The 23,728-nt window shown below is 70.3% G+C and carries 17 protein-coding genes and 2 pseudogenes; 8 read left to right on the top strand and 11 right to left on the bottom strand.

Annotation, left to right across the window (positions count from 1 at the left end; all coding sequences use genetic code 11):
- Window positions 1-19 precede the first annotated feature (19 nt).
- The 5 genes from AB0I11_RS23730 to AB0I11_RS23750 form a co-directional block, all read right to left on the bottom strand.
- Entirely contained in the window at window positions 20-1,426 is a 1,407-nt protein-coding gene (locus tag AB0I11_RS23730; protein ID WP_357324404.1) for a S8 family serine peptidase, read from the bottom strand.
- 476 nt (window positions 1,427-1,902) lie between these two features.
- Complete coding sequence (locus AB0I11_RS23735; protein ID WP_357324407.1) at window positions 1,903-4,833, bottom strand: AAA family ATPase; 2,931 nt, start codon at window positions 4,831-4,833, stop codon at window positions 1,903-1,905.
- 126 nt (window positions 4,834-4,959) lie between these two features.
- Complete coding sequence (locus AB0I11_RS23740) at window positions 4,960-5,199, bottom strand: DUF4303 domain-containing protein (protein WP_357324410.1); 240 nt, start codon at window positions 5,197-5,199, stop codon at window positions 4,960-4,962.
- 77 nt (window positions 5,200-5,276) lie between these two features.
- Window positions 5,277-5,453 (bottom strand): hypothetical protein, encoded by a 177-nt coding sequence (locus AB0I11_RS23745; RefSeq protein WP_357324413.1) that lies wholly within the window; start codon window positions 5,451-5,453, stop codon window positions 5,277-5,279.
- A gap of 58 nt (window positions 5,454-5,511) precedes the next feature.
- Window positions 5,512-6,339 (bottom strand): hypothetical protein, encoded by an 828-nt coding sequence (locus AB0I11_RS23750; protein ID WP_357324416.1) that lies wholly within the window; start codon window positions 6,337-6,339, stop codon window positions 5,512-5,514.
- Window positions 6,340-6,470: 131 nt separating this feature from the next.
- On the opposite strand from AB0I11_RS23750, the gene AB0I11_RS23755 reads away from it, so the two are divergent.
- On the top strand, window positions 6,471-7,337 hold the full coding sequence (locus AB0I11_RS23755; RefSeq protein ID WP_357324418.1) for a hypothetical protein: 867 nt from the start codon (window positions 6,471-6,473) through the stop codon (window positions 7,335-7,337).
- Between the two features lie 237 nt (window positions 7,338-7,574).
- Complete coding sequence (locus AB0I11_RS23760; RefSeq protein ID WP_357324421.1) at window positions 7,575-10,121, top strand: FtsX-like permease family protein; 2,547 nt, start codon at window positions 7,575-7,577, stop codon at window positions 10,119-10,121.
- Between the two features lie 143 nt (window positions 10,122-10,264).
- Here AB0I11_RS23760 and AB0I11_RS23765 read toward each other — a convergent pair whose 3' ends face one another.
- From AB0I11_RS23765 to AB0I11_RS23780, 4 genes are all read right to left on the bottom strand, one after another.
- A complete protein-coding gene (locus AB0I11_RS23765; RefSeq protein ID WP_357324466.1) occupies window positions 10,265-10,924 on the bottom strand; it encodes a response regulator transcription factor in 660 nt (219 codons plus the stop codon).
- A gap of 38 nt (window positions 10,925-10,962) precedes the next feature.
- On the bottom strand, window positions 10,963-12,606 hold the full coding sequence (locus AB0I11_RS23770) for a histidine kinase (protein WP_357324424.1): 1,644 nt from the start codon (window positions 12,604-12,606) through the stop codon (window positions 10,963-10,965).
- Window positions 12,607-12,767: 161 nt separating this feature from the next.
- Window positions 12,768-13,427, bottom strand: coding sequence for a response regulator transcription factor (locus AB0I11_RS23775; protein ID WP_357324427.1), 660 nt, complete (start codon window positions 13,425-13,427; stop codon window positions 12,768-12,770).
- The gene (locus AB0I11_RS23780) at window positions 13,400-14,689 is read right to left on the bottom strand and encodes a sensor domain-containing protein (protein WP_357324430.1); all 1,290 of its coding nucleotides are present in this window, start codon (window positions 14,687-14,689) and stop codon (window positions 13,400-13,402) included. The genes AB0I11_RS23775 and AB0I11_RS23780 overlap by 28 nt, the downstream gene beginning before the upstream one ends.
- Window positions 14,690-14,959: 270 nt before the next feature.
- Between AB0I11_RS23780 and AB0I11_RS23785 the strand changes: the two genes are divergently transcribed.
- Both AB0I11_RS23785 and AB0I11_RS23790 read left to right on the top strand, forming a co-directional pair.
- The gene (locus AB0I11_RS23785; RefSeq protein ID WP_357324433.1) at window positions 14,960-15,697 is read left to right on the top strand and encodes an ABC transporter ATP-binding protein; all 738 of its coding nucleotides are present in this window, start codon (window positions 14,960-14,962) and stop codon (window positions 15,695-15,697) included.
- Between the two features lie 2 nt (window positions 15,698-15,699).
- Window positions 15,700-18,165, top strand: a complete 2,466-nt coding sequence (locus tag AB0I11_RS23790; protein ID WP_357324436.1) for an FtsX-like permease family protein — start codon at window positions 15,700-15,702, stop codon at window positions 18,163-18,165.
- 280 nt (window positions 18,166-18,445) lie between these two features.
- Here the strand turns inward: AB0I11_RS23790 and AB0I11_RS23795 are convergent, their stop codons facing one another.
- Window positions 18,446-18,577 (bottom strand): hypothetical protein, encoded by a 132-nt coding sequence (locus tag AB0I11_RS23795; protein WP_357324439.1) that lies wholly within the window; start codon window positions 18,575-18,577, stop codon window positions 18,446-18,448.
- 396 nt (window positions 18,578-18,973) lie between these two features.
- Window positions 18,974-19,078: pseudogene (locus AB0I11_RS23800) on the bottom strand (fibronectin type III domain-containing protein); the annotation flags it as partial.
- Window positions 19,079-19,379: 301 nt separating this feature from the next.
- Between AB0I11_RS23800 and AB0I11_RS23805 the strand changes: the two are divergent.
- The 4 genes and pseudogenes from AB0I11_RS23805 to AB0I11_RS23820 all read left to right on the top strand — a co-directional run bounded on the left by AB0I11_RS23805 (window position 19,380) and on the right by AB0I11_RS23820 (window position 23,617).
- Window positions 19,380-20,333 (top strand): SMP-30/gluconolactonase/LRE family protein, encoded by a 954-nt coding sequence (locus AB0I11_RS23805; protein WP_357324442.1) that lies wholly within the window; start codon window positions 19,380-19,382, stop codon window positions 20,331-20,333.
- A 26-nt stretch (window positions 20,334-20,359) separates the two neighbouring features.
- The gene (locus AB0I11_RS23810) at window positions 20,360-22,099 is read left to right on the top strand and encodes a PQQ-dependent sugar dehydrogenase (RefSeq protein WP_357324444.1); all 1,740 of its coding nucleotides are present in this window, start codon (window positions 20,360-20,362) and stop codon (window positions 22,097-22,099) included.
- A gap of 184 nt (window positions 22,100-22,283) precedes the next feature.
- Window positions 22,284-22,549 (top strand): annotated as a pseudogene (locus AB0I11_RS23815) (leucine zipper domain-containing protein); the annotation flags it as partial.
- 492 nt (window positions 22,550-23,041) lie between these two features.
- A complete protein-coding gene (locus tag AB0I11_RS23820) occupies window positions 23,042-23,617 on the top strand; it encodes a winged helix-turn-helix domain-containing protein (RefSeq protein ID WP_357324447.1) in 576 nt (191 codons plus the stop codon).
- Window positions 23,618-23,728: the final 111 nt, after the last annotated feature.

The raw sequence follows: 23,728 nt of genomic DNA on the forward strand, positions 1-23,728 counted from the left end.
TCGCCACCTCAGCGCGGCGTCAGGGCAGCTCGGCTCCGCGCAGGCGGGGATTGCGCTCGGTCAGCCGGTAGGCATCCGGCAACGTCTGTCGGATCCGGTTACCGGCCGTGTCCCACGCTTCGGCGCGGAGCGTGACCGAGTCGGTGGCGCGTCGGATGGCCGCCGGGTGCGCGACCGTCACCGAGTACCGGCCAGCGGACAGCGGCGTGACCTTCGCCTCGTGCCAGGTGGTGCCGTTGTCGTAGCTGGCCCACAGCTTCAGACCGGCGACGCCGGGTGCGACGGACGCGGCCAACTGCCGATCGACGGCCACCTCGAACCGGTGAGCGCCGGGTGCGGCCACCCGGTCGCGCAGGTCGGTGTCGAGCCCGGCGTACCGCATGAAGAGCAACGGCTCCACCTGACACGGGAAGTTGCCGCCAAACAAGCCGTTGCGCAGGCACGGGAATCCATCGGCCGGCTTGACGCCGCTGCCGGCACCGCTGCGGAACTGCCACTCCGTGATGGACCGGTCCTCGGCGGTGGTGAGGTCCATCACCAGCCGATAGTCGCTGACCTCGGCGGCCATCGGGAACCCGGGGAACCCGAGGGACACGTCCGGGGACACCTTGACGCCGTTGCGGTAGAGAGGGCAGAGCCCGGTGTTGGTGCACACCTTGCCGATGGCCAGCGAGGCGCCCGGGGCCACCCCGCGGTACCTGCCGCCGGAGGCGGCGCCGCTGCCGGCGATGGTGGTAGCCACATGCGTGCCGTGACCGAACCCGTCAGCCGTGCCCTCGCCGTCGATGAAGCCGCGTGCCGCCGTCACCCGGCCGGCCACGTCCGGGTGGTCGAAGTCCAAGCCGGTGTCGAGCACGGCCACGGTCACCCCGGTACCGTCCAGACCGGCGCTCCAGGCCTGCGGCGCCCCGATCTGCGGGACGCTCTCGTCCAGCGTCACCCGCGACATGCCGTCCAACCACACGCGCTGAATGGGGGAGGCGGCTGAGCGGGCACCCGCTGCCTTCGCCCAGGACTGGCTCACCGACGCCCATACCCCGGCGGTCCTGCCACGGGGCACGTCGAGCGCGGTGGCGTCGATGCTGCCCAGCGGCCGGCCGGCGGCGGGCTCGACTCCGGCGGTGCGCAACGCGGCCGCCGGTGCCACCCGGTCCGGGTACTCGATGATGAGGGGCAACCCGTCGACCGCACCGTCAGTGAAGCCGTACCGGGCCAGGTACGCCACGTCGAACAGCCGCCGGTCCAGCTGTCCGGCGTCCAGGTGCGGCTTGGCGTCGTCAGGCACCACATACACGGCGTCATCGCTGGCGTACCAGTCCAGGGACGGGGTGGACCCGTCCGAGCGCGGCCGCGGGGTGAGACTGACCGCGACGGTCTGGTCGGCGGCCACGGTCAGCCGCACCCGGTCGCCGGTCAGCAGAGTCACCTGGTACGTGCCCGGCGCGAGATCGGTACGCGCAGCCGCGCCGGCAGGGGCTGGCCAGGTCGAACCGGATGCCGGCGCCGCGGCCCCCGGGATGTCCACCGCCTGCCCCACCACCAGAGTGGCCGCCGCAGCGGTGGCCAGCAGTCGCCGGGTGGGAACCCGCCACGCGCTCAGGCGCGACGTAGCGCGCCGGAACGCCCCGGTCACCCGAGGCTCCGAGCACGGGCGGTCAGTCGTGACGGCTCACAACGGCAGCCAGTCCTCGTCGTGTGGTCCATCTGTCTCCGCCTTCATCGGCTCGCCGTCGCCAGCGGCGGTGGCCGCAGACGGTGAAGCAGCCGGATCCTCGCCTTCTCGGCAGCCATCCGGCGGCCGCGCCTCGGACATCGACTTCGGGCCGGGCGAGGATCTTCCGACGTTCACGGTTGCAGCCTGGTCAGCCCGCGACGGCGTAGCAATGGCGGAAAAACCACCAACTAAATCGACGGCACACCACCAGCGTCGGCCGGCACGGCCGGCATCCGGTCCCGAATCTGCCGACGGGACCCGGCACCGAGCTTGCGCATCACCGCTGCGACGTGCTTCTCGACGGTGCTGACCGACAGGAACAGTGCGTCGGCGATCTCCTGGTTGGTCCGACCGTCGGTTACCAGCTGAGCCACCTCCTGCTCCCGGGGCGAGAGCTGCTCGCCATACCCCCGCCGACCCCGGCGATGCCGAGCCGGCAAGGCCAGTCCGTACCGGCGGGCGGACCGCGCTGCCCGGTCGAGATCCCAGGTGGCGCCCAGCCGCTGGTAGGTCGCCAGCGCCGCGTGCATCGATTCGCCGGCCGCCGGGTCCCCATCGGCGAACTGGCACCCGGCCGCCCGCTCCCGGGCCTGCGCGGCCTCGTACGGGCAGCGCAGTTGCTCGTACGCTTCGGCCGCCGCCAGCAGGCCGGCCGATGCCTCCCGCCACTGTCGGCCAGCCGAAGCGAGAACTCCCCGGGAGTGACGCAGGGCCGCCCCGGCCAGCGGAACATCAAGCGAGTGCAGCTCGATTGCCGCCTGCGCCAGCAGTTCTCGGGCACCCGCCAATTCACCAGCGGCAACCAGCACCTCGGTCATCGCCGGCAGGCACCGGCCGAGCGGTGCCCACGTGCCTCGTCGCCGGATCACCGCCATCTGCTGCCGCACCATCGCGAGCGCAGCGGACGGGTCACCGCCGGCGAGGGCCAGGCGAAGGGCGGCGGCGAAACCCAGACCGCCCTGGCTGAGGACCGCGCCGGATGTCTCCAGCCGTTCCCGTGCCTCGCCCAGTTCCCCCCGCGCGAGCCGGAGCCCACCGGCGATCAGTTCCACCTCGGTCCGCGCCGGGACGAAGTCGGCAAGCTGGTCGATGAGCTGCTCGACCTGGGGCAGTAGGCCGTCCCAATCCCCCATGCAGTAGTCGACGAGCGCGCGGGCCGACAGCAGGCTCGCGGCTCGTTGCGGCAGCTCCCATGCCTCGGGACGCCCCGCCGCCCGGGCGACCATCTCGGCGGCCAACTCGTGGTGGCCGACATAACACGCCTCCACCCCGATCGCGTACCACGCCCACGCCTCGACCCGGTGGTGCCGCCCCACTGTCCCCGGATCGGTCGCGGCGGTCCACTCGAGCCGGTCCAGCAACTCGCGCCACTGCCGATCGCCGTTGAGGACCTGGACCATCGCCACCTTCCCCAGCATCCGGATCTGGACCTCCGGATCGGGCACCCGGGTAAGCTCGGCCAAGGCCCGTTGTTGCCAGTCCCGGTGCTCGGTCAGAGGTACGTCCAGATCGAGTGGTATTCCGAGGCAAGCCATCGCCCAAGCCCGCAGATCATGGCGGTCTGGATCAAGGTGCTCCACCGCTATCCGACACAGCTCACGTTGGCGGTGCGGCTCACTGCGGCCACCGTCCATCGCTATCGCGGTCAACAACGAAAGCTCGCCCCGGACCGACCCGCTCAGATCTCGGTCCAGAACCGCCACCAGGAGCTCCACGATCCCCTGGCCGCCAAGGCTGGCACCGGCCAGCATGCGGCCGAGCTTCACCGCAATCCGCCCCGCCCCCTCGTCCGTCAACGGCGCATCGCGCAGCACCTCCTCCAACAGCCGGATGGCCTGCGCGTCGTGACCCAGTGCGAGCGACTGATCGGCGGCCCGCTCCGCCGCGTCGACCCAGGCATCCGGACGGCCACCGCGGCGCAGGTGCGAAGCGATCTGGACCAGCGGCGGAGGGTCCAGCAGCTGCAGCGCGTCCGCCGCCTGGGCGTGCAACCGACGGCGCCGGAGCTCGGGAATCGCGCCATAGACCGCCTGGGCCGCAAGCACGTGACGGAACCCGACCCGGTCGCCCTTCTCCGCCAGCACCCCGGCGGCCAACGAGTCGTCCACCGCCCGCCACACCCGCGACGGCGGTAGCCGGCAGGTCTCGATGAGCACCGCCAGCGGCACGAACACCTCGAGTACGGCCGCGGCAGCCAGCACCGAACGGGTGTCGCGGCTGAGGTGGCCGATGCGCTCGAGCACCTGGTTACGGATTCCGGCTGGCACGTCCAGTTGGTCCAGTGCGCGGCGAGCCCAGCCACGCTCGCGGTACACCAGGGTGCCCTTGACGCGCAGCAGCGCCAGCAGTTCCTCGATCGCGAACGGAAGGCCAGAGGCCCGCTCGCACAAGTAACTGGCGAACTCTGCTGAGACCCGGTCAACGCCGACGATGGCAGCGGCCAGGGCGCCTGTGCCGGCAGCGTCCAGCGGCGCCAGGTGTACGTGTGCCTGGTGCACCGCTGCGGGCAAGCGGGCCGAGAGGGCGCGAATCGGGGCGGCGACCTCCTCGCCCCGATAGGTGAGGACCAGCGACAGCTCGGGTGGCGGATCGGCCAGCAGGTAGCGCAGGAATTCGGGCGTGTCCGCGTCGGCCCAGTGCAGGTCCTCCAGCACCAGCACCAGCGGTCCCGCCACCCGTAGCACCTCGACCAGCGCGCGGAACACGCGATGCCGCTCGGCGCGCCGGTCGTCGGTTGGTTCGGGCATCGGCGGGAGCAGATCGCTCAGCTCCGGCACCAACACGCGGAGAACGCCCATCACCGGGGGCAGGGTCGCACCGCGCAGCGGTTCCTGCAGCAGACGAACCGCCTCGATCACCGGAAACAGCGGAAAGGGCTCATCCATCTGCCGGCACGCCCCCACCACGGCCGGCCGGCCGTCGTTCAGCTCGGAGGAACGTACCTCGTCCACCAGGCGGGTCTTGCCGATGCCGGCCTCGCCGTCCACCACCACCAGCGAGGGCGGTCGGTTCACCGCTTCGACCAGCGTCGCCAGCTCACGGTCACGACCGACCAACGCGACCGCGGAGATCGCGCCGGGGCCGTTGGGTACCGGGAAGGCGTTGGCGATCATGGTCATGGCGCCTCCCGCAGGTAGGCAAGATTGCCGGCAGTCTGGCACGTCAAACGCCGATGGGGAATCCGTACGGCGGCCACGGCCCTCTCTGATCGCGGACGAGATCCCTGCCAGGCGCGAGCGCGTGTCTCACGGCGGAGCTCGACCCGACTGTGGCGGGCTGCAGGCCTCCATGGTTAGCTGCCGCTCCCAATCCCGAGTTGGGTCCTCGGCAAGCCACTCGTCGTCGTAGTACTCCCAATCGGCTGCGCTCCACCGCACATCCGCCTCCTCCTCCAGGGGAAGCTGCGCCAACGCCTCCACACTGTTTATCTCGAGGATGGGCAGCGTGATCTGGCCATCGGTCTCGCGGTAGACACCGTCCAGCACCGCAGCCGATACCCATGGCGCCCTGGTCTGATCTTGCATCGCTCTGAGACGCGTGTAGCAGGCCCGCATGGAGTCAGTTAGAAGTCACGCCACTCGTCGAACCACTGGTCAGCCAGATCCGCTGGCACTTCAGCCCGGGCGGCGAGTTCCATAAACGCGTCGAAGGCTTCCTCCCGGCGCAGCGTGTCGATGATCTCGTACTTCTGGTCGATGCTGTTGAGCGCAACGGGTTGTTCAGGTTGGCGGCCAGCCACGTGTCGGGCTTCGCGCCTTCAATGACCAGGCGCACCGCGGTGCCGCGGTATCGGGCCGTCAAGGGTGGCGAGATCGATCGGGTAGACCACTGATGCTCAGCTGCGTCAGCGAGGCCAGGTCAGGCAGGGTGTCCGCGTCCAGTCCGTAGCCATCGACAAGCTCGATAACAGCCAGATAGGTCAAGCTGGCCAGGGCAGCGGCGTCGACCAGGTGACCCGGGGGCTTGCGCCAGTAGATCCGGAGGCTCTCCAATTCCTTCAGTTCCTCCACGGCAGCAGCGGACATGGTGCCGCTGCCGTCCAGGGCGACCTCTCGAACACCGTGCAGGCCGGCAGGAATCGTAGTTGCCGCGTCGGCGCCGGTCAGGGTGAGACGAAGCCATCGGCCGTCGTCCGCCGCGTACACGGTAAGGCCCCGATCCATTGCCGCCAGCTCAAGGCCGTGCAGGCTACGAGGCAGCCGCACCTCGCGAACATCCGCGCCAGCCAGCGACAGGTGTTGCAGACCAGTGTCGGCCAGATCCACGACCGGCGGGGCGTCCCGCCACGTCAGCGACGAGACAATCGGGTGGTCTGCCAACGCGTGGGCGAGGCCCCGGTCCGGGCCGGCCCACGTCAACGCCGTACAGCGGGGCAACTGATCGAGAGCGGACCATTGCACCGGCCCGGACGTAGGCACCCGCATCGGCCCCTCACCGCTCAGGTCCAGCCGAGGCGTTGCCGCACCGAGCGTCACCGCCCCGGCACCGAAGTCGACGTCGACCTGACCCCGGGTGGCGGCCGCACGGTAGGCGGACTTCACCGCCGCAGGTAACTCTCGATCCCAGCGGCGCTGCCTGACCACATCGTCGGCAAGTGACTGCCAACCCGAGTACATGTTCGACAACCCGGCGAAGCTACCCGACCGGCACGACCACCGATGCTCCCGTGCGCCCGCCGCTCCCGTGGCTGTTCGGAATTCCCGGCTGCTCACCTGCAGCCCAGACCATTAGGGTCTTCCCCGTGGAAGCAGGGCGAGTGCCGACCGGGCCGTTCCGGTGGGACCTGGTTTCTCCGGATCAGCTCGGCGGCTTGTTGGACGGCGTCGCCGACCCCGACCTGTGGTTCCTGCCAGACCTGGTCGAATGCGCGGGTCGGGTGCTGGCCCGCAGCGCCGACGGCGACCTGTACTTCGTCGGCCGCTCCCCAGACAGCATCTTCGACCTGCTCAGCGGCGCGCTCTCCGGCACGACGTGGCAGAACCGATGCCACAGGCTACCGCTGTCGCTGTGGAGCGACCCGGACACGCTGACCTCAGCGGAGGTCGCCCAGTTCCGTACCAACATGAGCCAGCTGGGAATCGATCCGCAACGGCTGGCTCACCGCCGGCGTCCGGTCACCTTCATCGACCTGGTCCACGGCGGGCGCACCTACGCCAACCTGTTCCTCCTGCTGCGCCGGTGGCTCGCCGACGAGAACGCACCGTGGGCGGTGGTACGCACCAAGCTGCGGTTCGTCGGCATCACCGTCCGAACCAAGACCAGCCCGAACACGTGGCGCTGGTACCAGGCCGCTCCATGGGCGGCGCACCTGCCGCGTAGCGCACTGATCGGCATATCCCTGAACGGCGGCGTGTGGAGCTACCTGGGCGACTACCAGGCCAAGACCACCCGGTCGTTCCCCGTCGCACGATGGCTCGACCAGGACGCCAACCCGGCCCGCGACCCGAAAGCGCTGGCAGCCCTGGCCGAAGCGGTCGCGGCGGTCGCGCACGGCCGCTCCGAACAGGGACGCGCCGCATTGGTGGCCGCGATCACCGCGGAGCCGACCATGCGCGAGACCTGGCTACGATCCCTGGTTATCGAACTACGCCGGCCAGCATCCGTCGATCAGCAGCGGCGGTGAAACATGCACCTGTTGCCGAACCGGAAGCTGGAGATGTCCTCGGTCGTGGCCAACTGCGCAGTCGGGTCGGTGTCAGGGATGCCCCTGATCCCGTAGCCCACTTTCGGCACGTCGGACGTCGTCCGCGCTGTCGACGCGGCGCTCACGGCGCACGCATAGGTTGAGGTCGCGTAGGTCGGGCCGGGCCGATCGGGACGCACATCGACGGCAACTCGATCGGACAGCGGTGATCGACTGATGTTTCGGGCTACCCTGAAGAACTTGTTGAGCCGCAAGCTGCGGCTGGCCATGTCTGCAATGGCGGTCGTCCTCGGGGTCACCTTCGTTTCCGGAACGTTGGTTCTCACCGACACGCTGGGCCGCTCCTTCGACTCGATGTTCTCCTCGATCTACTCGGACACCGATGTGGGCGTGACCGGCGGGGCGAAGGTGGAGGTCTCCGAGGTCGACGGCGGCGGAGCGCCGACGAGTGTGCCGGCGTCGCTCATCGACACCGTCGCGGCAGTGCCCGGCGTGGCCCAGGTGACCGGCGTCGTCTCGGTCGACGGCGTCCGGGTCGTCGGCGGCGACGGCAAGGTCATCCCGTCGGTCGGGGCCCCTCGGCTCGGTGAGAGCTGGACCGAGGAGAGCGCGCTGATCCGGTTGCGGGAGGGCCGCGGGCCCAGCGCGCCGGACGAGGTCGCCATCAACGCCTCACTGGCCGCGGTCGGCGACTTCGCGGTGGGCGACTCGATCGACGTGTTGACGCGTGAGCCACGCCGCTCCTTCCGGCTGGTGGGCATCTTCGGGTACAGCGGCGACCGGGACTCCCTCGGTGGCACCATGTCCGTCGCCTTCACCCAGCCGGTCGCGCAGCGCCTGATGCTCGGCAGCTCCGACGTGTTCAGCAGCCTGAACGTCCGGGCCGCCGACGGGGTCGAGCCGGCCGAGCTGCGCGACCGGGTGCGGCAGGCAGTCGGCGGCGGCTACGACGTCAAGACCGGTGCGGAGCTCGCCGATGAAGCTGCCGCTGGCTTCCGCGACGGGCTGGCGTTCTTCAGTCAGATCCTGCTCGGCTTCGCCGCGGTCGCGCTGTTCGTCGGCATCTTCCTGATCCTCAACACCTTCTCGATCATCGCCGCCCAACGCACCCGGGAAATGGCGCTGCTGCGCTCGATCGGCGCGAGCCGTCGGCAGGTGATGTTGTCGGTGTTGGGGGAGGCGACGGTTATCGGCCTGATCGCCGCGGTGCTCGGCCTGGCCACCGGGGTCGGTGCCGGCGCCGGGCTCGCGTACCTGGTCAGCCGGTACAGCGGCGGCCTGACTCTGGCCGGGCTGAGCGTGCCGCCGGCGGCGGTCGCTGCGGCATTCGGCGTCGGCGTCGTGGTGACCGTGGTCGCCGCGGTCGTGCCGGCACTGCGCGCCTCCCGCGTACCGCCGATCGCCGCAATGCGCGACGCCGCCGGGCCGGACCGTCCGCTGACCCGGCTGGCGACGGTCGGCGCCCTGATCACCGGTGTCGGAGCGGTGCTGCTGGTCCTGGGCCTCACCGCCGTGGTGCCCGGTGCGATGGTCGCCGTGCTCCTCGGGGTGCTCGCCTCGTTCATCGGCGTCGCGCTGCTCACGCCCGTGCTCAGCCGTCCCGCGGTGGCGCTGCTCGGCCGGGCGTTCGCCGGCAGCCTGCCCGGCAAGCTCGGCCGGCTCAACGCCGGGCGGAACCTGCGCCGCACCGCGATCACGTCAGCTGCGCTCATGGTGGGTATTGCCTTGATCACCGCGGTCAGCGTGGTTCTCGGCTCGGCGTCGGAGAGCATCCGTGGTCTGGCATCCGGGTCACTGCGCGCCGACCTCGTGGTGCGTGGCGAGCAGACCGGGCTGCAGCAGCCGGGGGTACGTCCCGAGGTCTTCGACCAGGTGGCGACCCTGCCCGGGGTGAGCGCGGCGGCCGCGGTCTACCGCGATCAGGCGCTCGTCAACGGCGATCAACGGTTTGTGACCGTCATCAACGACCTGGGGGCGCTGACCGAGGTCTTCGGCCTGCGCCCGGTGCAGGGCGATCCGCGGCGGCTCGGGCCGGGCGACATCGTCGTCGACCAGGACCACGCCGCCGACCTGGGGCTGTCGCTGGGTAGCCGGGTGGCCATCCAGTTCGCCAAGGGGCAGCAGCGGACCTACACGGTCACCGCCGTCTACCCGGAATCCGACCTCCCTGGCGGGATGGCCCTGCCGAAGGACGCCGCGCAGTACCTCAGCGCCCCAACGATCTCCCTCGGGTACGTGCAGCTCGCCGACGGGGTGCCGGTCGATCAGGTCAAGCCGCGGATCGAGGCGCTGCTCGCCGACGATCCGGAAGTCTCGGTGGTGGACCTGTCCAGCTTCGCCGACCAGCAGACCGAGTCGCTCGACCAGGTCCGGCTGATGATCCAGCTGCTGCTGGGTCTCGCCATCGTCATCGCCATCCTGGGTGTGGTGAACACGCTCGCCCTGTCGGTCATCGAGCGGGTGAGGGAGATCGGACTGCTCCGCGCGGTCGGCCTGAACCGGACGCAGACGATCATGATGATCGTGGTGGAGGCGGTGATCATCTCGCTCTTCGGCGCACTGCTCGGCGTGGTCGTCGGAGGCGGACTCGGCGTCGCCGCCGTGCAGGGCCTCGAGGAACAGGGCATCAACGAACTCGTCGTACCGTGGGGGCAGATGGCGATCTACTTCGCCGGAGCCGGCGTGGTCGGTGTGTTCGCGGCGATCCTCCCCGCGTTGCGTGCCGCCCGGACCGACGTCCTGGGCGCCATCGCCACGCCATAGCCGCCCGGACCGTTCACCCCTGTGCGGTTCGGCCCAAGCCGACCGACACCTACGTGCAGCACCTGCGCGACGGTGGCCGCGCTCGCGCGCTGTACGGGGTGTCCGACTGCGCGAACCCCGGGTGGCGATCCGGCCCGCGCGGATCAGTCCTCGTCGCCGACCAGTCCCGCCTCGTGGGCGAGGATCGCCGCCTGCACGCGGTTCTTGACGTCCAGGCGGAGCAGGATCGTGCTGACGTAGGTCTTGACGGTGCCCTCGGCGAGCCGTATCCGTTCCGCGATCTCGCTGTTGGACAACCCTTTCACCAGCAGGCTGAGGATCTGGGCCTCGCGCTGGGTGAGGCTGGCGATCCGCTCGCGGGCGGCGATCCCGCGGGCCATGCGACCGCCGGCGACCTCGGTGATCAGTCGTTCCACGACCTTCGGGGCCAGGTGCGTCTGACCCTTGGCCAGCGCGCGGACGCCGACGATGAGGTCACGAGGGTCGGCGGCCTTGAGCAGGAAGCCCGCGACACCCTCGTCCAACGCCCGGGCGACGAGGTCGTCCTCCGAGAACGTGGTCAGCAGGCCCACCCTGGTCTCCGGCACGTCGTCACGCAGCAGGGCAGCCGTGGCCAGCCCGTCGAGACAGGGCATCCGGATGTCCAGCAGGGCCACCGTGGGCCGGTGGCGACGGGCCAACTCGACAGCGACCTGACCGTTCTGCGCCTCGGCGACAACCTGGATGTCGTCCTGCGTGGACAGGATCGCCTTGACGCCGGACCGGACCATCAACTCGTCGTCGGCCAGCAGGACGGTGATCACAAGGGCCTCGCTCGTCTCCCGATGATCCGCCATCGGCGTCACGACCGGGTGAGCCTGTCCACGGTCACCAGAGTGTCGCCCGTGTAGCAGAGTCGGAACATGTCACTGGAAATGACCAGGGGATTGCGGTTGGTCAGATAGTACTCACAGTGCGCGTCGGCCGGCACCGGCGACTCGATCAGCACCGGAGGGGCGCTGCTGATGCTGCGCCGGGGCAGCGATCCAGCGAACTCGTCACGGTGCTGCCCCACCCGCAGTCGGTCGAAGTCCGCCGGGTCGAGCGCGGTGTTGACCACCGTGAGCAGGTGGTAGCCGAGCAGGACGGCGCCGAGCGCACCGAACGCGGCGGCGGGCAGCCAGGCGGCGGACATCAGCCTCCGCCGCATGCGCCACTCCGCCTCGGGCAGCCCAGGCGGCGGTCCGGCCGTCAGGACCGCCTGGTTCGGAAGCATCCGATCGCCGATCGGCTCGGTTAGGCTCCGGCGGACCGCTGCGGGCCGCGCGCCGATCGGCAGCCGGGCGCTGATCTCAAAGACGCCGTCCTGCGGCCCAGCGCTCACCGTACCGCCGGCCAGGCGGAGCCGCTCGTAGAGGCCGAGCAGGCCCTGGCCGGCATGTGGACCGGCGACCAGCGCCGAGGTCGCCGGCAGTGGATTGGTGACCGTCACCGTCAACTCGGCGGCCGTGCGGTGGAGCCGAACGGACACCGGGAGCCCGGCCGCATGGCGGGTGGCGTTCGTGACCGCCTCCTGCACCACCCGGTGCAGCGCGTGCGCAGCCATCGGCGTGAGGCCGGAAGCTCGCGGGTCGCTCGCGATGGGGGTGGTGGCACCGCCGTCCGGGCCCGTGGTCCCGTCGGTCTCGCTGAGCGAGATCGGGACCCCTAGGCCACGCGCTCGGGCGACGAGGTCGGCGACGGTGGGGACCGCGGCGTCGGTTGCCACCTCATCCCCGTCCCGGAGCATAGTGGTGATCTCCTGCAGGTGCTCGGTGGCGGCCACGGCCGTGGCCCGCAGCTCGCCGGCGGCACGGCGCTGCCGCTCGTCCAGGCCGTCGTCGAGCTCGAACGCGCCCGCCTGCAGCGCGATGAGACTCAGCTCGTGGCCGAGCGAGTCGTGCATCTCCCTGGCGATCCGGGCCCGCTCGCGGGTACGCGCCTCGGCCGTGCGGATCCGCTGCTCCCGGTGCAGCTGGCGGGCGCGTTCCCAACCGGCGTACGCGAGGTCAGCGCGCAACCGCCGGTGGCGCCCGGCCAGCCACGGCACAGCGGCAGCGCCGAGCACGGTGAGCGCCATACTCAGCCAGCGGCTCGACGTGCCGGTCAGGAGGGCGATCAGCAGACCGACGGCCAGTGCGCCGCCCAGACCGACCAGGGCGCCGCGATGGTCGGCCGACCGGCGCCCGGCCAGGTACCCGATAATGATCATGAGGGCGATCGGCCACTCCGAAGAGCCGCCGACGTCCACCAGGCACGCTGTACCGGACAGGGCGGCGAGAGTGAGTGACCAGGCCGGCCGGATTCGGGAGAGGGTAACCGCCCCGACGATGAGGACCGGCGCCGTCACGTACTCCCAGGGGCGGAAGGCCAGACTCTTCGCGTCCGCCGCCAGCACACCGAGCAGGCAGACGTAGAGCACGGTGTCGACGATCCGCGGACTGGTGCGGAGACGGTGCGCGACCAAGCGGACCCTGCTCGTCGCTCGGCTGCTGCGCGGCCGCGGCTCCTCCACACCGTTGATGCTACAAAAGGCCGCTCGGACGAGGCCGCAGCGCGCGACCCGGTTGCGCTACGACACGGCGATCGTCGGTCGACAGACTGCAGGGGTCTGACCGGTGTCAGGGGTCAGGAGCGGAGAAACGTGAGCACCGCGAGCACGCGCCGGTGGTTCTCCTCAGCCTGCGGCAGATCCAGCTTCTGAAGGATGTTCCGGATGTGTTTCGCGACCGCCGCCTCAGTCACCACCAGTTTCGCGGCGATCGCAGCGTTGGAGCGGCCCTCCGCGACCAGGGCCAGCACCTCGCGCTCGCGGGCGGTGAGGGTCTCAAGGGGATTGCGGCGCCGGCGCAACAGCTGCCGCACGACCTCGGGATCGACGACGGTGCCCCCGCCCACGACCCGGTCGAGGGCGTCGAGAAATTCCTCGACCTGCCCGATCCGGTCCTTCAACAGGTAACCGATGCTCGTTCCGTCACCGACGTTGAGCAGTTCGGTCGCGTACGTCGTCTCGACGTATTGACTAAGCACGATAATCGGCAGCCCGGGGAGGGCGCGGCGCAATTCCACGGCGGCGCGCAGCCCTTCGTCCTTGAATCCTGGCGGCATCCGCACATCGGTCACGACTACGTCAGGACTCCGCGTCTGCACCGCCTCGCGCAGGCTGTCGGCATCGGACACCGCAGCCACGACCCGGTGCCCGAACCGCGCCATCAGGCCGATCAGACCCTCCCGCAGCAGAACGCTGTCCTCGGCGAGGACTATTCGGAGTCCGGTAGCGGCTGGCAAGAAATCTCCACAACTATTCGGGTGGGCCCACCCGGCGGGCTGGACAGCGACAGTCTGCCACCTACGACGGAGACCCGGTCACCGAGACCGAGCAGGCCCGTCCCCGCCTCGCTGTCGGCGCCACCGCGGCCGTCGTCGCAAATGGTGACCGCCAGGCGACCCCGCGAATAGCCGCCGATGATCTCGCCGTGGCTGGCGCCGGAATGCTTCGCCATGTTCGACAGCGCTTCCGACACGACGAAATAGACCGTGGACTCGATGGGCCGCGAAAACCGCTGCGGCAGAGCAAGCGAGACATCCACCGGAATCGCTGACCGGGCGGCGAGTTCGACGACCGCCGCCTCGATGCCGTAATCGGTGAGCACCGGTGGATGAATGCCGCGAATCAGTTCGCGCAACTCGACGAGAACCCGGCCGGCCTCGTCATGCGCGCGGGTCAACTGCTCAGCCAGCGGGCCGGCCGGCGCGTCAAGCCGGGCGACGCCGAGCATAATCGTGAGCGCCACGAGGCGTTGCTGCGCGCCGTCGTGCAGATCCCGCTCGATGCGCCCACGCTCGGCCTCGAACGCGTCGACCAGGCGGACCCTGGAGCGGGTGAGCTCGGTGATCCGGTCGCCCAGCTGACTGACCGGCGAGGTGATGAGGACCCTGGCCAGCGCGCCGCGGGAACCGGCCAGCAGACCCAGCCCGTAAGCACACGCGACCACAGCGACGAGCCCCGCGGCACAGCTGGCGAAGGCGGCCGGCCAGGAGGTGACCGGGTACGCCTTCAGCACGTTCACCTGCTGTCCTTCGCCCACGGTGGCAAGCAGGAACGGGGTGGCGAGCAACGCGAGCGGCACGGTCACCCCCAGGATCACGGCGAACAGGTCGATCGGCCAGAGCACCACCATGAGCAGCACGGCGAATCCCAGCTCGCGCCACGTGACCGGCTCGGTAAAGCGGGTCCGCAGCCACGAGGCGAGGCCCGGGCGCGGCGGGGTCCGGTGCACGTCCGGCACCGGCCGGGCGTCGATCATCCGCAACGACCGGCGCTCGATGCCGGCCACGGGCACGCCCAGCAGAGCGATCGCGCCGAGCAGTGGGATGCCGACGACCACCACCGCCAGCAGCCCGCCGATCGAGAGCAGAAGCAGGGCGACGACCAGCGTCAGCAATCCCGTCAACCCACTGGTGATCAGATATCCCACCGAGCGCAAAGGCCAGCCGGACCGCAGAAAGCCGGGCCGGGCCAAGGCCTGCCACACATTTTGCGCGCTCACCCGGACAACCGTAGGCGGCGCGCGATGGCGTTTCCAGCCAGCAGCCCGCGACCGAGGAAGGTGGTGCCTGCGTTACCGACAAGACCCGCTGCCCCCGCACGTACCTGGCGGCGCTCAACGGCGAGCTCGAGCGGCCGCCGGCCCCGCACCGGGAGCCGACGTTCGCATCGGTCTGCGCAGCTCGATCCCCTGGCCGGTATCGCTAGCACTACCGCAAAGACTCACTCCCGCGAGGCTGTGCGAGCCCTCGCCGTACACCAACGTTGAACCATGACCCGTGACGCGATCCGACTCCGCTCCGTCACCCGTGCCTATGGCGCGGGCGACGGAGCGGTGACCGCTCTGAACGATCTCTCGCTGTCCTTCTCCGAGGCCACCTTCACCGCCGTCATGGGCCCCTCCGGTTCGGGCAAGTCGACCCTGCTGCAGTGCGCGGCCGGCCTCGACCGCCCGACCTCCGGTTCGGTGCTGCTCGGCGAGACGGACCTGACGACGCTCAACGAGACCAAGCTGACCCAGCTACGCCGCGAGCGCGTTGGCTTCGTGTTCCAGTCCTTCAACCTTCTGCCGGCCCTGACGGCCGAGCAGAACGTGGCGCTGCCGTTACGCCTGGCCGGGCGGCGGCCGGGCCGCTCCCAGGTGCAGGACGCCCTGGCCCAGGTGGGGCTGGCCGACCGCGCCAAGCACCGCCCCGGTGAGATGTCCGGCGGGCAGCAGCAGCGGGTTGCCATCGCCCGGGCGCTGATCACCCGCCCCGAGGTGCTCTTCGGAGACGAGCCCACCGGCGCACTGGACTCCACCACCAGCGGCGAGGTGCTCACGATGCTGCGGAAGATGGTGGACGAGCAGCGGCAGACCCTCGTCATGGTCACCCACGACCCGGTCGCCGCGTCGTACGCCGACCGCGTCGTCTTCCTCGCCGATGGCCATCTCAACGGCGAGTTGGAATCGCCGACCGCCGTGGCCGTCGCCGCCCGCATGGCCCAGATGGAGACCATCTCGTGCTGACCGTGACCCTCAGTACGCTGCGGACCCGCTGGGTGACGCTGGTCGGCACGTTCGTCGCACTGGCTCTGGGCGTGGCCCTGATCGCCACCATGGGCCTCGGGCTCGCCTCGACGCTGGACGCTCCGCAGCAGAAGCCGGAGCGCTTCGCCGCCGCGCCGGTGGTGGTGCGCGGCGCCGACGAGCTGCGAGTGCACTCCCCGACCGGCGACCGCACTCGGCCCCTCGCGCAGCCGCGGGGCGTCGCGCCCAGGATCGCCACGGTGCTCGCCGCTAAGGTGCCCACGATCGCTGACCGGTCGTTCCCGGTCCGGGTGGCCACGGGCGACGGTGACAGCCTCGTCGGGCATCCGTGGTCGATCGCCGCCTTCGGCGGATACCGGCTGACCGCCGGGCACGAGCCGCGCAGGCCCGGCGAGGTCGTCCTGGCCGGCGACCCGTCGCTGGTCGGCAAGGCGCTGCCGGTGCGTACCTCGGCGGGGCTGAGCAACCGTACGGTCTCCGGCGTGGTCGCTCCGGCCCGCTTCGAGGAGGCGATCTTCTTCGCCGACGGCGAGGCGGCGAAGCTGTCGCCCCGGATCGACAACCTCGTCGTGCGGGCCGCGCCCGACGTGGTGCGTACGCTCGTCGGCCCCAACGCTGACGTGCAGGTGCTCACCGGCGACGACCGGCATCGGGCCGACCCGGAGCCCGACCGCGACCGGGACGCCCTCATCGCCATGAACGCGCTGCTGGGCACCGCGGGCGGGGTCACCACGTTCGTCTCCGTCTTCGTGGTCGCGTCCACGTTCGCCTTCGCCGTCGCCCAGCGGCGCCGCGAGATCGGTTTGCTACGTACGGCCGGGGCCACCCCGAGGCAGGTCCGCTCCATGATGTTCATGGAGGCGGCGGCGGTGGGCGTACTCGCCTCGATCGCCGGGTGCGCGCTGGGCTCGTACGGCGCACGTTGGCTCGCGAGGCTGCTCGTCGACGAACGGCTCGCGCCGCCGTGGTTCACCGTTGGCGCCCATTCGTGGCCGTACCATGTGGCCTTTTGGACCGGCCTGCTGGTGGCGCTGGCCGGCGTCACGGTGGCGACGGTCCGGGCCGGGCGCATCCGTCCCGTCGAGGCGCTGCGAGAGGCGTCGGTGGACAGCAAGGCGATGACGTGCGGGCGCTGGGTCTTCGGTGCCGGACTGCTCGCCACCGGGCTCGGCATGGCCTTGTGGCGGATGCTGTCCGACCCCGCCGACGCGCTGCACCGCAAGACGTACACCACCCAGCCGATGCTGCTGATCACCGCGGTGGCGCTGCTCGCGCCGATCCTCGTTCGGCCGCTCACCCGGCTGCTCGCCTGGCTTCCCGCCCAACTGCCCGGCGCCACCGGCATGCTGGTGCGGGAGAACGCCGCCGCCGGGGTCCGGCGTACCGCGGCGATCGCCGCCCCGGTGCTGGTGACCGTGGCGCTGGCCGGCTCGCTGCTGGGGGCTACGGCGACCATCAACGAGGCGAAGGCGGCCGAAATCGGCGACCAGACCCGCGCCGACCTGATCGTGCAGGCGGACGACGCGGCCGGGGGCTTCGACAGCCGTACGATCGCGCAGGTCCGGCAAGTGCCGGGCGCCACGGTGACGGCCAGCGCCACCACCGCCATTTACACCTTGGAGGAGGGTACCGCCCTGATCCGCTCGGAGGCGCACGCCGTTGATCCCCGCGACCTCGCAGTCGCCCGCAAGCTGCCGGTGCGGTCCGGTGACCTGGCCGGCCTCGACGACAACAGCATCGTCGTCAACGACGAGTGGGCGCAGCGCACCGTCGGCGAGCGGGTCGACGTCTGGCTCGGCGACGGCACGAAGGCATCGCTGCGGATCGTCGCCGTCGTCGCCGCGGGTACCGGCGACAACGGCGTCTTCGTGACCCCCCATAACGCCGTCGCAGTGGCACCGGACCGGCTGGACGTCAGGTGGGCCGTCGGCGCCGACGCGACCGCCGGTGCCGCAGCGGTGCGAGCCGTTCTGGAGCCGACCGGGGCGCAAGTGCAGAGCCGGACGGACTGGATCCAGTCGCAGTACCCGAGCAACAGCCGCCAGACCCGCGTCGGCTACCTCGTGGTCCTCGGCATAGCACTGACCTACACCGGCATCGCGCTGGGCAACACGATGGTGATGGCCACCTCGGACCGGGTACGCGACCTCGCGGTGCTGCGGCTCGCCGGCGCGACGAAGCGACAGGTCCTCGTCTTGGTCGGCGTCGAGGCGCTGACGGTCGTGGTGGTCGGCGCGGTGCTCGGCACGATCGTGACGGCGTTCAACGTGCTCGGCATCTGGGGCTCGCTGGCCGCGCTGTCGGTCCGGTCCACCGTGGTCCTCCCCTGGCAGACCCTCGCGACGACGCTGGGGGCGTGCGCGGTGGTGGCGGTCGTCGCCTCCGTGCTGCCCGCGATCGCTGCCCTACGCACGCGCCCGGTGGAGCTGGCCGGCGCCCGCGAATGAGCGCCGCGCTGAGGACACACTGTGAAGCTCACACGAGTCTCGCTGCCCCGGTGACTTCTTCGAGCCCGCTGACGAGGCGACCGGACAGGGAGTCCTGGCCAGCGGATTGACGGTGGGATTCGAGTCTCAGCTGCCGCAATCCCGACCGACTCCGCCACCGCGGGTCGCCGAGCCGTACGCCGATGCCGCATGGCACTTCAGGCCGTGTTAGCCGTCACCTTCGGTGACGGCTAACACGGCCTGTGCGGTACCGACGCCGGAGTGTCGACGAGGTGGCAGGTCAGGTGACGCCGACGTTCAGGTAGAAGTGGCCGAGCTTGAGCGACAGAGAGGCGCCTCCGAAGTGGTGAACGAGCAGGGCCAACAGGATGACGATCAAGATGCAGACGACGAGCCAGATCAGGAACCACACGAACCCTGGGATCCCGTAGCGACCGACGCGAGCCATTAGGCTCGCCCCCTCGCGGTTGGCGCTGCAGTGGGCCCCGCCACGCATGGCCGTGTCGGCTGTCGATAACTGCGCCCGACGCTAGCGGACGTCTCCATACACCCTCCTTCATCGAGGTGTCCGCGAACTTTCCCTACCGAGGCGCGCGTCAAACTGGGACGGAGGAGCCCTGATCTCGTCCAGCAGGTCAGGCGGGTCAAACCCGGCACGCATGATCTAGGCCATCGCTACTTACCATGCGGCGTGGCGGGAGCAGTGGCCGCAGGAGAGCCACTGAGCCAGCTACAGCAGCGCGGCGGGAAGCGCTCCTGCCGCCCGTGGGTCGGGCGGAAGCCTGATGCAGACGCCGGCGATCATCGCGGTCCGCACGGTCACGCCGGGCGAGGCCGCGGACACGTTGCCCGCCGCGTCGCGGGCGGTCACCGCGAAGGTGTACGGAGTGTCCGCGCTCAACCCGGTCACCCGGCCAGGTCATCGGGTGCCTTCGGGGCAGGTGCCGAAGGTGATCGTGGGGAACTGATGCGGGGCGCTGCTTCCTCGCCTAAGCTGCGCCATAGGCATCGATTGTTATCGATAACAGGCGTTGGTGGCCGGGCCCAGTTCACTGGCGAGCACGGGCTTCGCATTCACCGACCCCGATTGGAGTACCCCGATGACCTGGCGTCCAACCATCGCCGCATTCACCGGCCTGTGCCTCGCACTCACCACCGCACCAGGCTCCGCCGGTGCCGCACCCGCACCCCCGGCACAGTGGGGAGCCGCTCATGTGAACGTTCACGCCAACCCGCTCGCCGGCCCACCCGGCGCGCCCGCCGGGGTCTGCCCGGGCGGCACCGGGTACGGCCCGCCCCTGCCGGCCAGCTCCGTGTCCGCGACGAAGATCCAGAGCGGGTTCTCGTTCCTCGAAGGACCGGTCTGGGTCGCCGACGGCGGCTACCTGCTGATGTCCGACATGGCCCCGGGCACCGGGCCGAACAACGTGCAGCCCTCCACGATCCGCCGGTTCACCCCGCCGGCGACCTTCGACACCTTCATCGCCAACGCCGGCAGCAACGGCCTGGCGCTCAGCCCCGACGCCCAGCAGATCATCGCCGCCACCCACGACCAGCGGAACGTCTCCGCATACCGGCTGAGCGACCAGGCCCGCAGCACCGTCGCCGCCGACTACCAGGGCCGGGCGTTCAACTCACCCAACGACGTCACGGTTCGTTCCGACGGCGTCGTCTACTTCACCGACCCCAACTTCCAGCGCGGCAACCGACCCGACCAGATGAGCGGACGTACCAGCGTCTTCCGCGTCTCTGGCGGCCAGGTGTCGCTGGTGGACGACCGGCTGCGTCAGCCCAACGGCATCGCGCTCTCCCCGGACGGCAGCACGCTCTACGTGGGCGCCTACGCCGAGAACAAGATCTACAAGTACGTCGTGCAGCCCGACGGCAGCACCGGCGCCCGCAGCGTCTTCGTGAACTACCTCGGCGGTCCCGACGGAGTCACCATCGACTGCGCCGGCAACGTGTACTGGGCCTCTGGCTCGGACGGGCTGATCCACGTCTACTCGGCCGCTGGCGCGCAGCTCGGCACGATCCGCTCCGGCGGCACCGGCACCACCAACGTGGCGTTCGGCGGACCCGACCGGCAGACCCTCTACATCACCTCCGGCCGAGCGAACGACTCCGGCCTGTACAGCGTGCGACTCAACGTCCCCGGCTACCCGTACTGACCAAGACCCCGGGAAGGAAAAACACCGTGCGGATCACTCCCCACCAGCTCCCACACCGCGTCCCGCTCGCCCTGCTGACCTGCGCCGGCACCATCCTGACCGGCGTACCCGCCAACGCCGCGCCGGCCGTACCGGCGACCGGGAGCCGGCCAGCGGCCCGGCTCGCCGCCGACACCAGCCCGCCCACCCGGCCGGCCGGCCTGCGCAGCACCCGGCTGACCTGCCAGTCGGTCACGCTCTCCTGGTACGCCTCCTGGGACAACGTCGGCGTCGCCTTCTACGACATCTACCACGACGGCCAGCTCGTCACCTCGGTCTCGGGACGGACGCTGACCGCCACGCTCAGCGTCGTGCAGGGTGTCACCTGGGGCTGGTACGTCAATGCCCGCGACGCCGCCGGCAACGTCTCGCAGGCCAGCTCCACGCTCTCGGTCACCCCGCCGTTCTGCCAGCAGGACACGTCTCCGCCCAGCACGCCGACCAACCTGGCCGCGACGGTCAACGGCACGGATGTGACCCTCACCTGGTCGGCCTCCACCGACAACGTCGCGGTCACCCGCTACACCATCCTGCGCAACGGTACGGCGGTCGGCTCCACCACCGGCACCGCCAGCAACCCGCCGGCGACCACGTTCACCGACACCGGGCTGACGCCCGACACCGACTACCGGTACACGGTGACCGCCGGGGACGCCCAGGGCAATGTCTCGGGGGCGAGCGCCGCGGTCACCGCGCACACCGGCTCGGGCTGCACGAGCCCGGTCTGCGGCGCCGCGGTGATCACCACCGAGAAGGACCTGCCCTGGGGCCTGGTGCAACTGCCCGACGGCACGGTCCTCTACGGCCGGCGCGACCTGTTCGACATCGTCGCCATGAACCCGGACGGCACCGACAAGCACAGCATCGGCACCGTGCCGAACGTGGCCGGCACCAACGGCGAGGGCGGCGTGCTCGGGCTGGCCGTCTCGGCCAACTTCACCACCGACCGCTGGCTGTACATCTACCACACCACCACGACCGACAACCGGATCGTGCGCATCCGCTACGACGGCACGCTGCAAACCGGCACCGAGCAGGTGCTCGTCACGGGAATCCCGCGCAACAAGTACCACAACGGCGGCCGGCTGCGCTTCGGCCCCGACGGCAAGCTCTACGCCGCCGCCGGCGACGGACAGGACCCGGACGTGGCCCAGGACACCAACAACCTGGGCGGCAAGGTGCTGCGGCTCAACCCCGACGGCACCGTGCCGGCGGACAACCCCTTCGGCAACTACGTGTGGAGCTACGGCCACCGCAACCCGCAGGGACTCGCCTTCGACTCTCAGGGCCGGCTCTTCGAGCAGGAGTTCGGCAACAACGTCATGGACGAGACCAACATCATCGTCAAGGGCGGCAACTACGGCTGGCCCGCCTGCGAGGGCACCTCCGGCGACTGCGCCAACCCGAGCTTCAGGGCCCCGATCCGGACGTACCCGGTGGCCGAGGCCTCGTGCAGCGGCATCGCGATCGTCCGGGACGTGCTCTACATCGCCTGCCTGCGTGGCAACCGGATGTACCGTGCGGAGATCAGCGGCAACACGCTCACCAACATCCAGCAGTACTTCGTCGGGACGTACTTCCGGCTGCGCACCGTCGAACCGACCCTCGACGGCAACCTGTGGCTGACCACGAGCACCGGCGGGGACAAGGACAGCACCCCGAACAACAGCAACGAGAAGATCCTCAAGGTGACCCTCGGTGGGGCGGCGTCCGGCGCCCCGAGCTGAGGACGAGCAGGGAATCCGGCACCGCCAGCCCTCGGAGGGTGTCCGCGTCGCGGGCACCCTCCGAGCCGTCCGGGCTAGGTGTTCCGCTCATGGACCTTGGTGACAGGGCCGGGATCTTGAATATGTGAGGACCTCCGGGTGAGGTGGAGCTTGTCGAAGGTTCCACACCGTCCTGGAGGTCCTCGTGCCACACGCTAATGCACCCCTGACGGAACGCGGCAGACTGCGTCTGGCCCGTTGCGTGGTCGATGACGGTCGGCCGCTGCGGCGGGCGGCTGAGCGGTTCCAGGTCAGCCCGACCACGGCGAAGCGGTGGGCGGACCGGTACCGCGCCGAGGGTGTAGCGGGGATGGTCGACCGGTCGAGCCGCCCGCACCGGTCACCGCGATGCACCCAGCGCCGGTCGAACGCAAGGTGCTGCACCTGCGGGCGAAGCGGCGGTGGGGACCGCCGGCCCTCGATGGGCCTCCAGCAGCGGCATCATCATGGTCGCCGGCCAGAAAATCGCCCTCGGCCGCGCGCACCGGCACCAGACCGTCACCGTGACCGTCTCCGAGACGACCCTGGCCATCGAACTCACCGACGGCGACACAAAGGTCATCCGACGCACCACCAACCAACCAGTCCGTAGCATCAAAGGCCAGCGACCGCGGACCGCTACCTCAGTTTCCTGGACCACCCGTCGCACATCACCTGGCGGATCTGCGTCGCACATCAGCTGTCGGATCACACCGCACTTGAACATGTCGTACTCCGCTTGATCCGTTAAGCGGTGACCCCACTTGACGGGTTACACCGGCCTTGAGCATGCCGGGCACGGCCCGTGACGCCTGCCGTCCACCCAGTTGTGCCCCTGGCATCCACTGCGCTGCCGAGTTGAGTGCGCACCGACTCAACTCCGGCAACCTAGCCAAGACATGTTGGCCAAGATATGTTGGGCAAATGTCGTCCGGTCAGAAGAAGCAGATCACCGACCCACAGGCCCTGCGCGCGCTCGCCCATCCCATCCGGCTCAAGCTCCTGGAGCTGCTCACCGTCGATGGTCCGGCCTCCGGGCGGAAGCTGGCCGACCGGACCGGCGAGTCCACGGCATCCATCAGCTATCACATCGGGCAGCTGGCCAAGTGGGGCCTTGTCGAGCCCGCACCCGAGCTGGCGGAAGGACGCGAACGGCCATGGCGAGCAACCAGCCGAGGAATCACCTGGTCAGCGACCGGTGACGGCTCACCGGAATTCGTAGCCGCCTCCCGGGCCCTGCGAGAGCAGTTCATCACCCAGCGGCTCGCCGCCCTGGACGCCTACCAACGCCACCAGGACGGTTTCGACACCGCCTGGCAGGAAGCGGCCTGGGTCGGCGAAGACATCGGCTACCTCGACCCCGACGAACTGGTCGAGGTAACTGAGCGCATCAAAGCCGTCATCGGCGAGTACACCGCCGCCACACGACCCCGCTCGGCGCATGCCCGCCGCATCGCGTTCTTCGGATACGCCGTCCCCACGCACGACGGCCCCAGCTGATGCTGCGCACACCAGGGGGGCTTGACCCCTGATCCTGGACACGGGGTTTATGCGGCTGGGGCCAGCGTAGCTGGCGCTGGTCGGGTGTTGTTCTCGTAGGTGATCGGGGCT

It is taken from the genome of Micromonospora sp. NPDC050495, from assembly GCF_040655175.1.
Taxonomy (GTDB): Bacteria; Actinomycetota; Actinomycetes; order Mycobacteriales; family Micromonosporaceae; genus Micromonospora.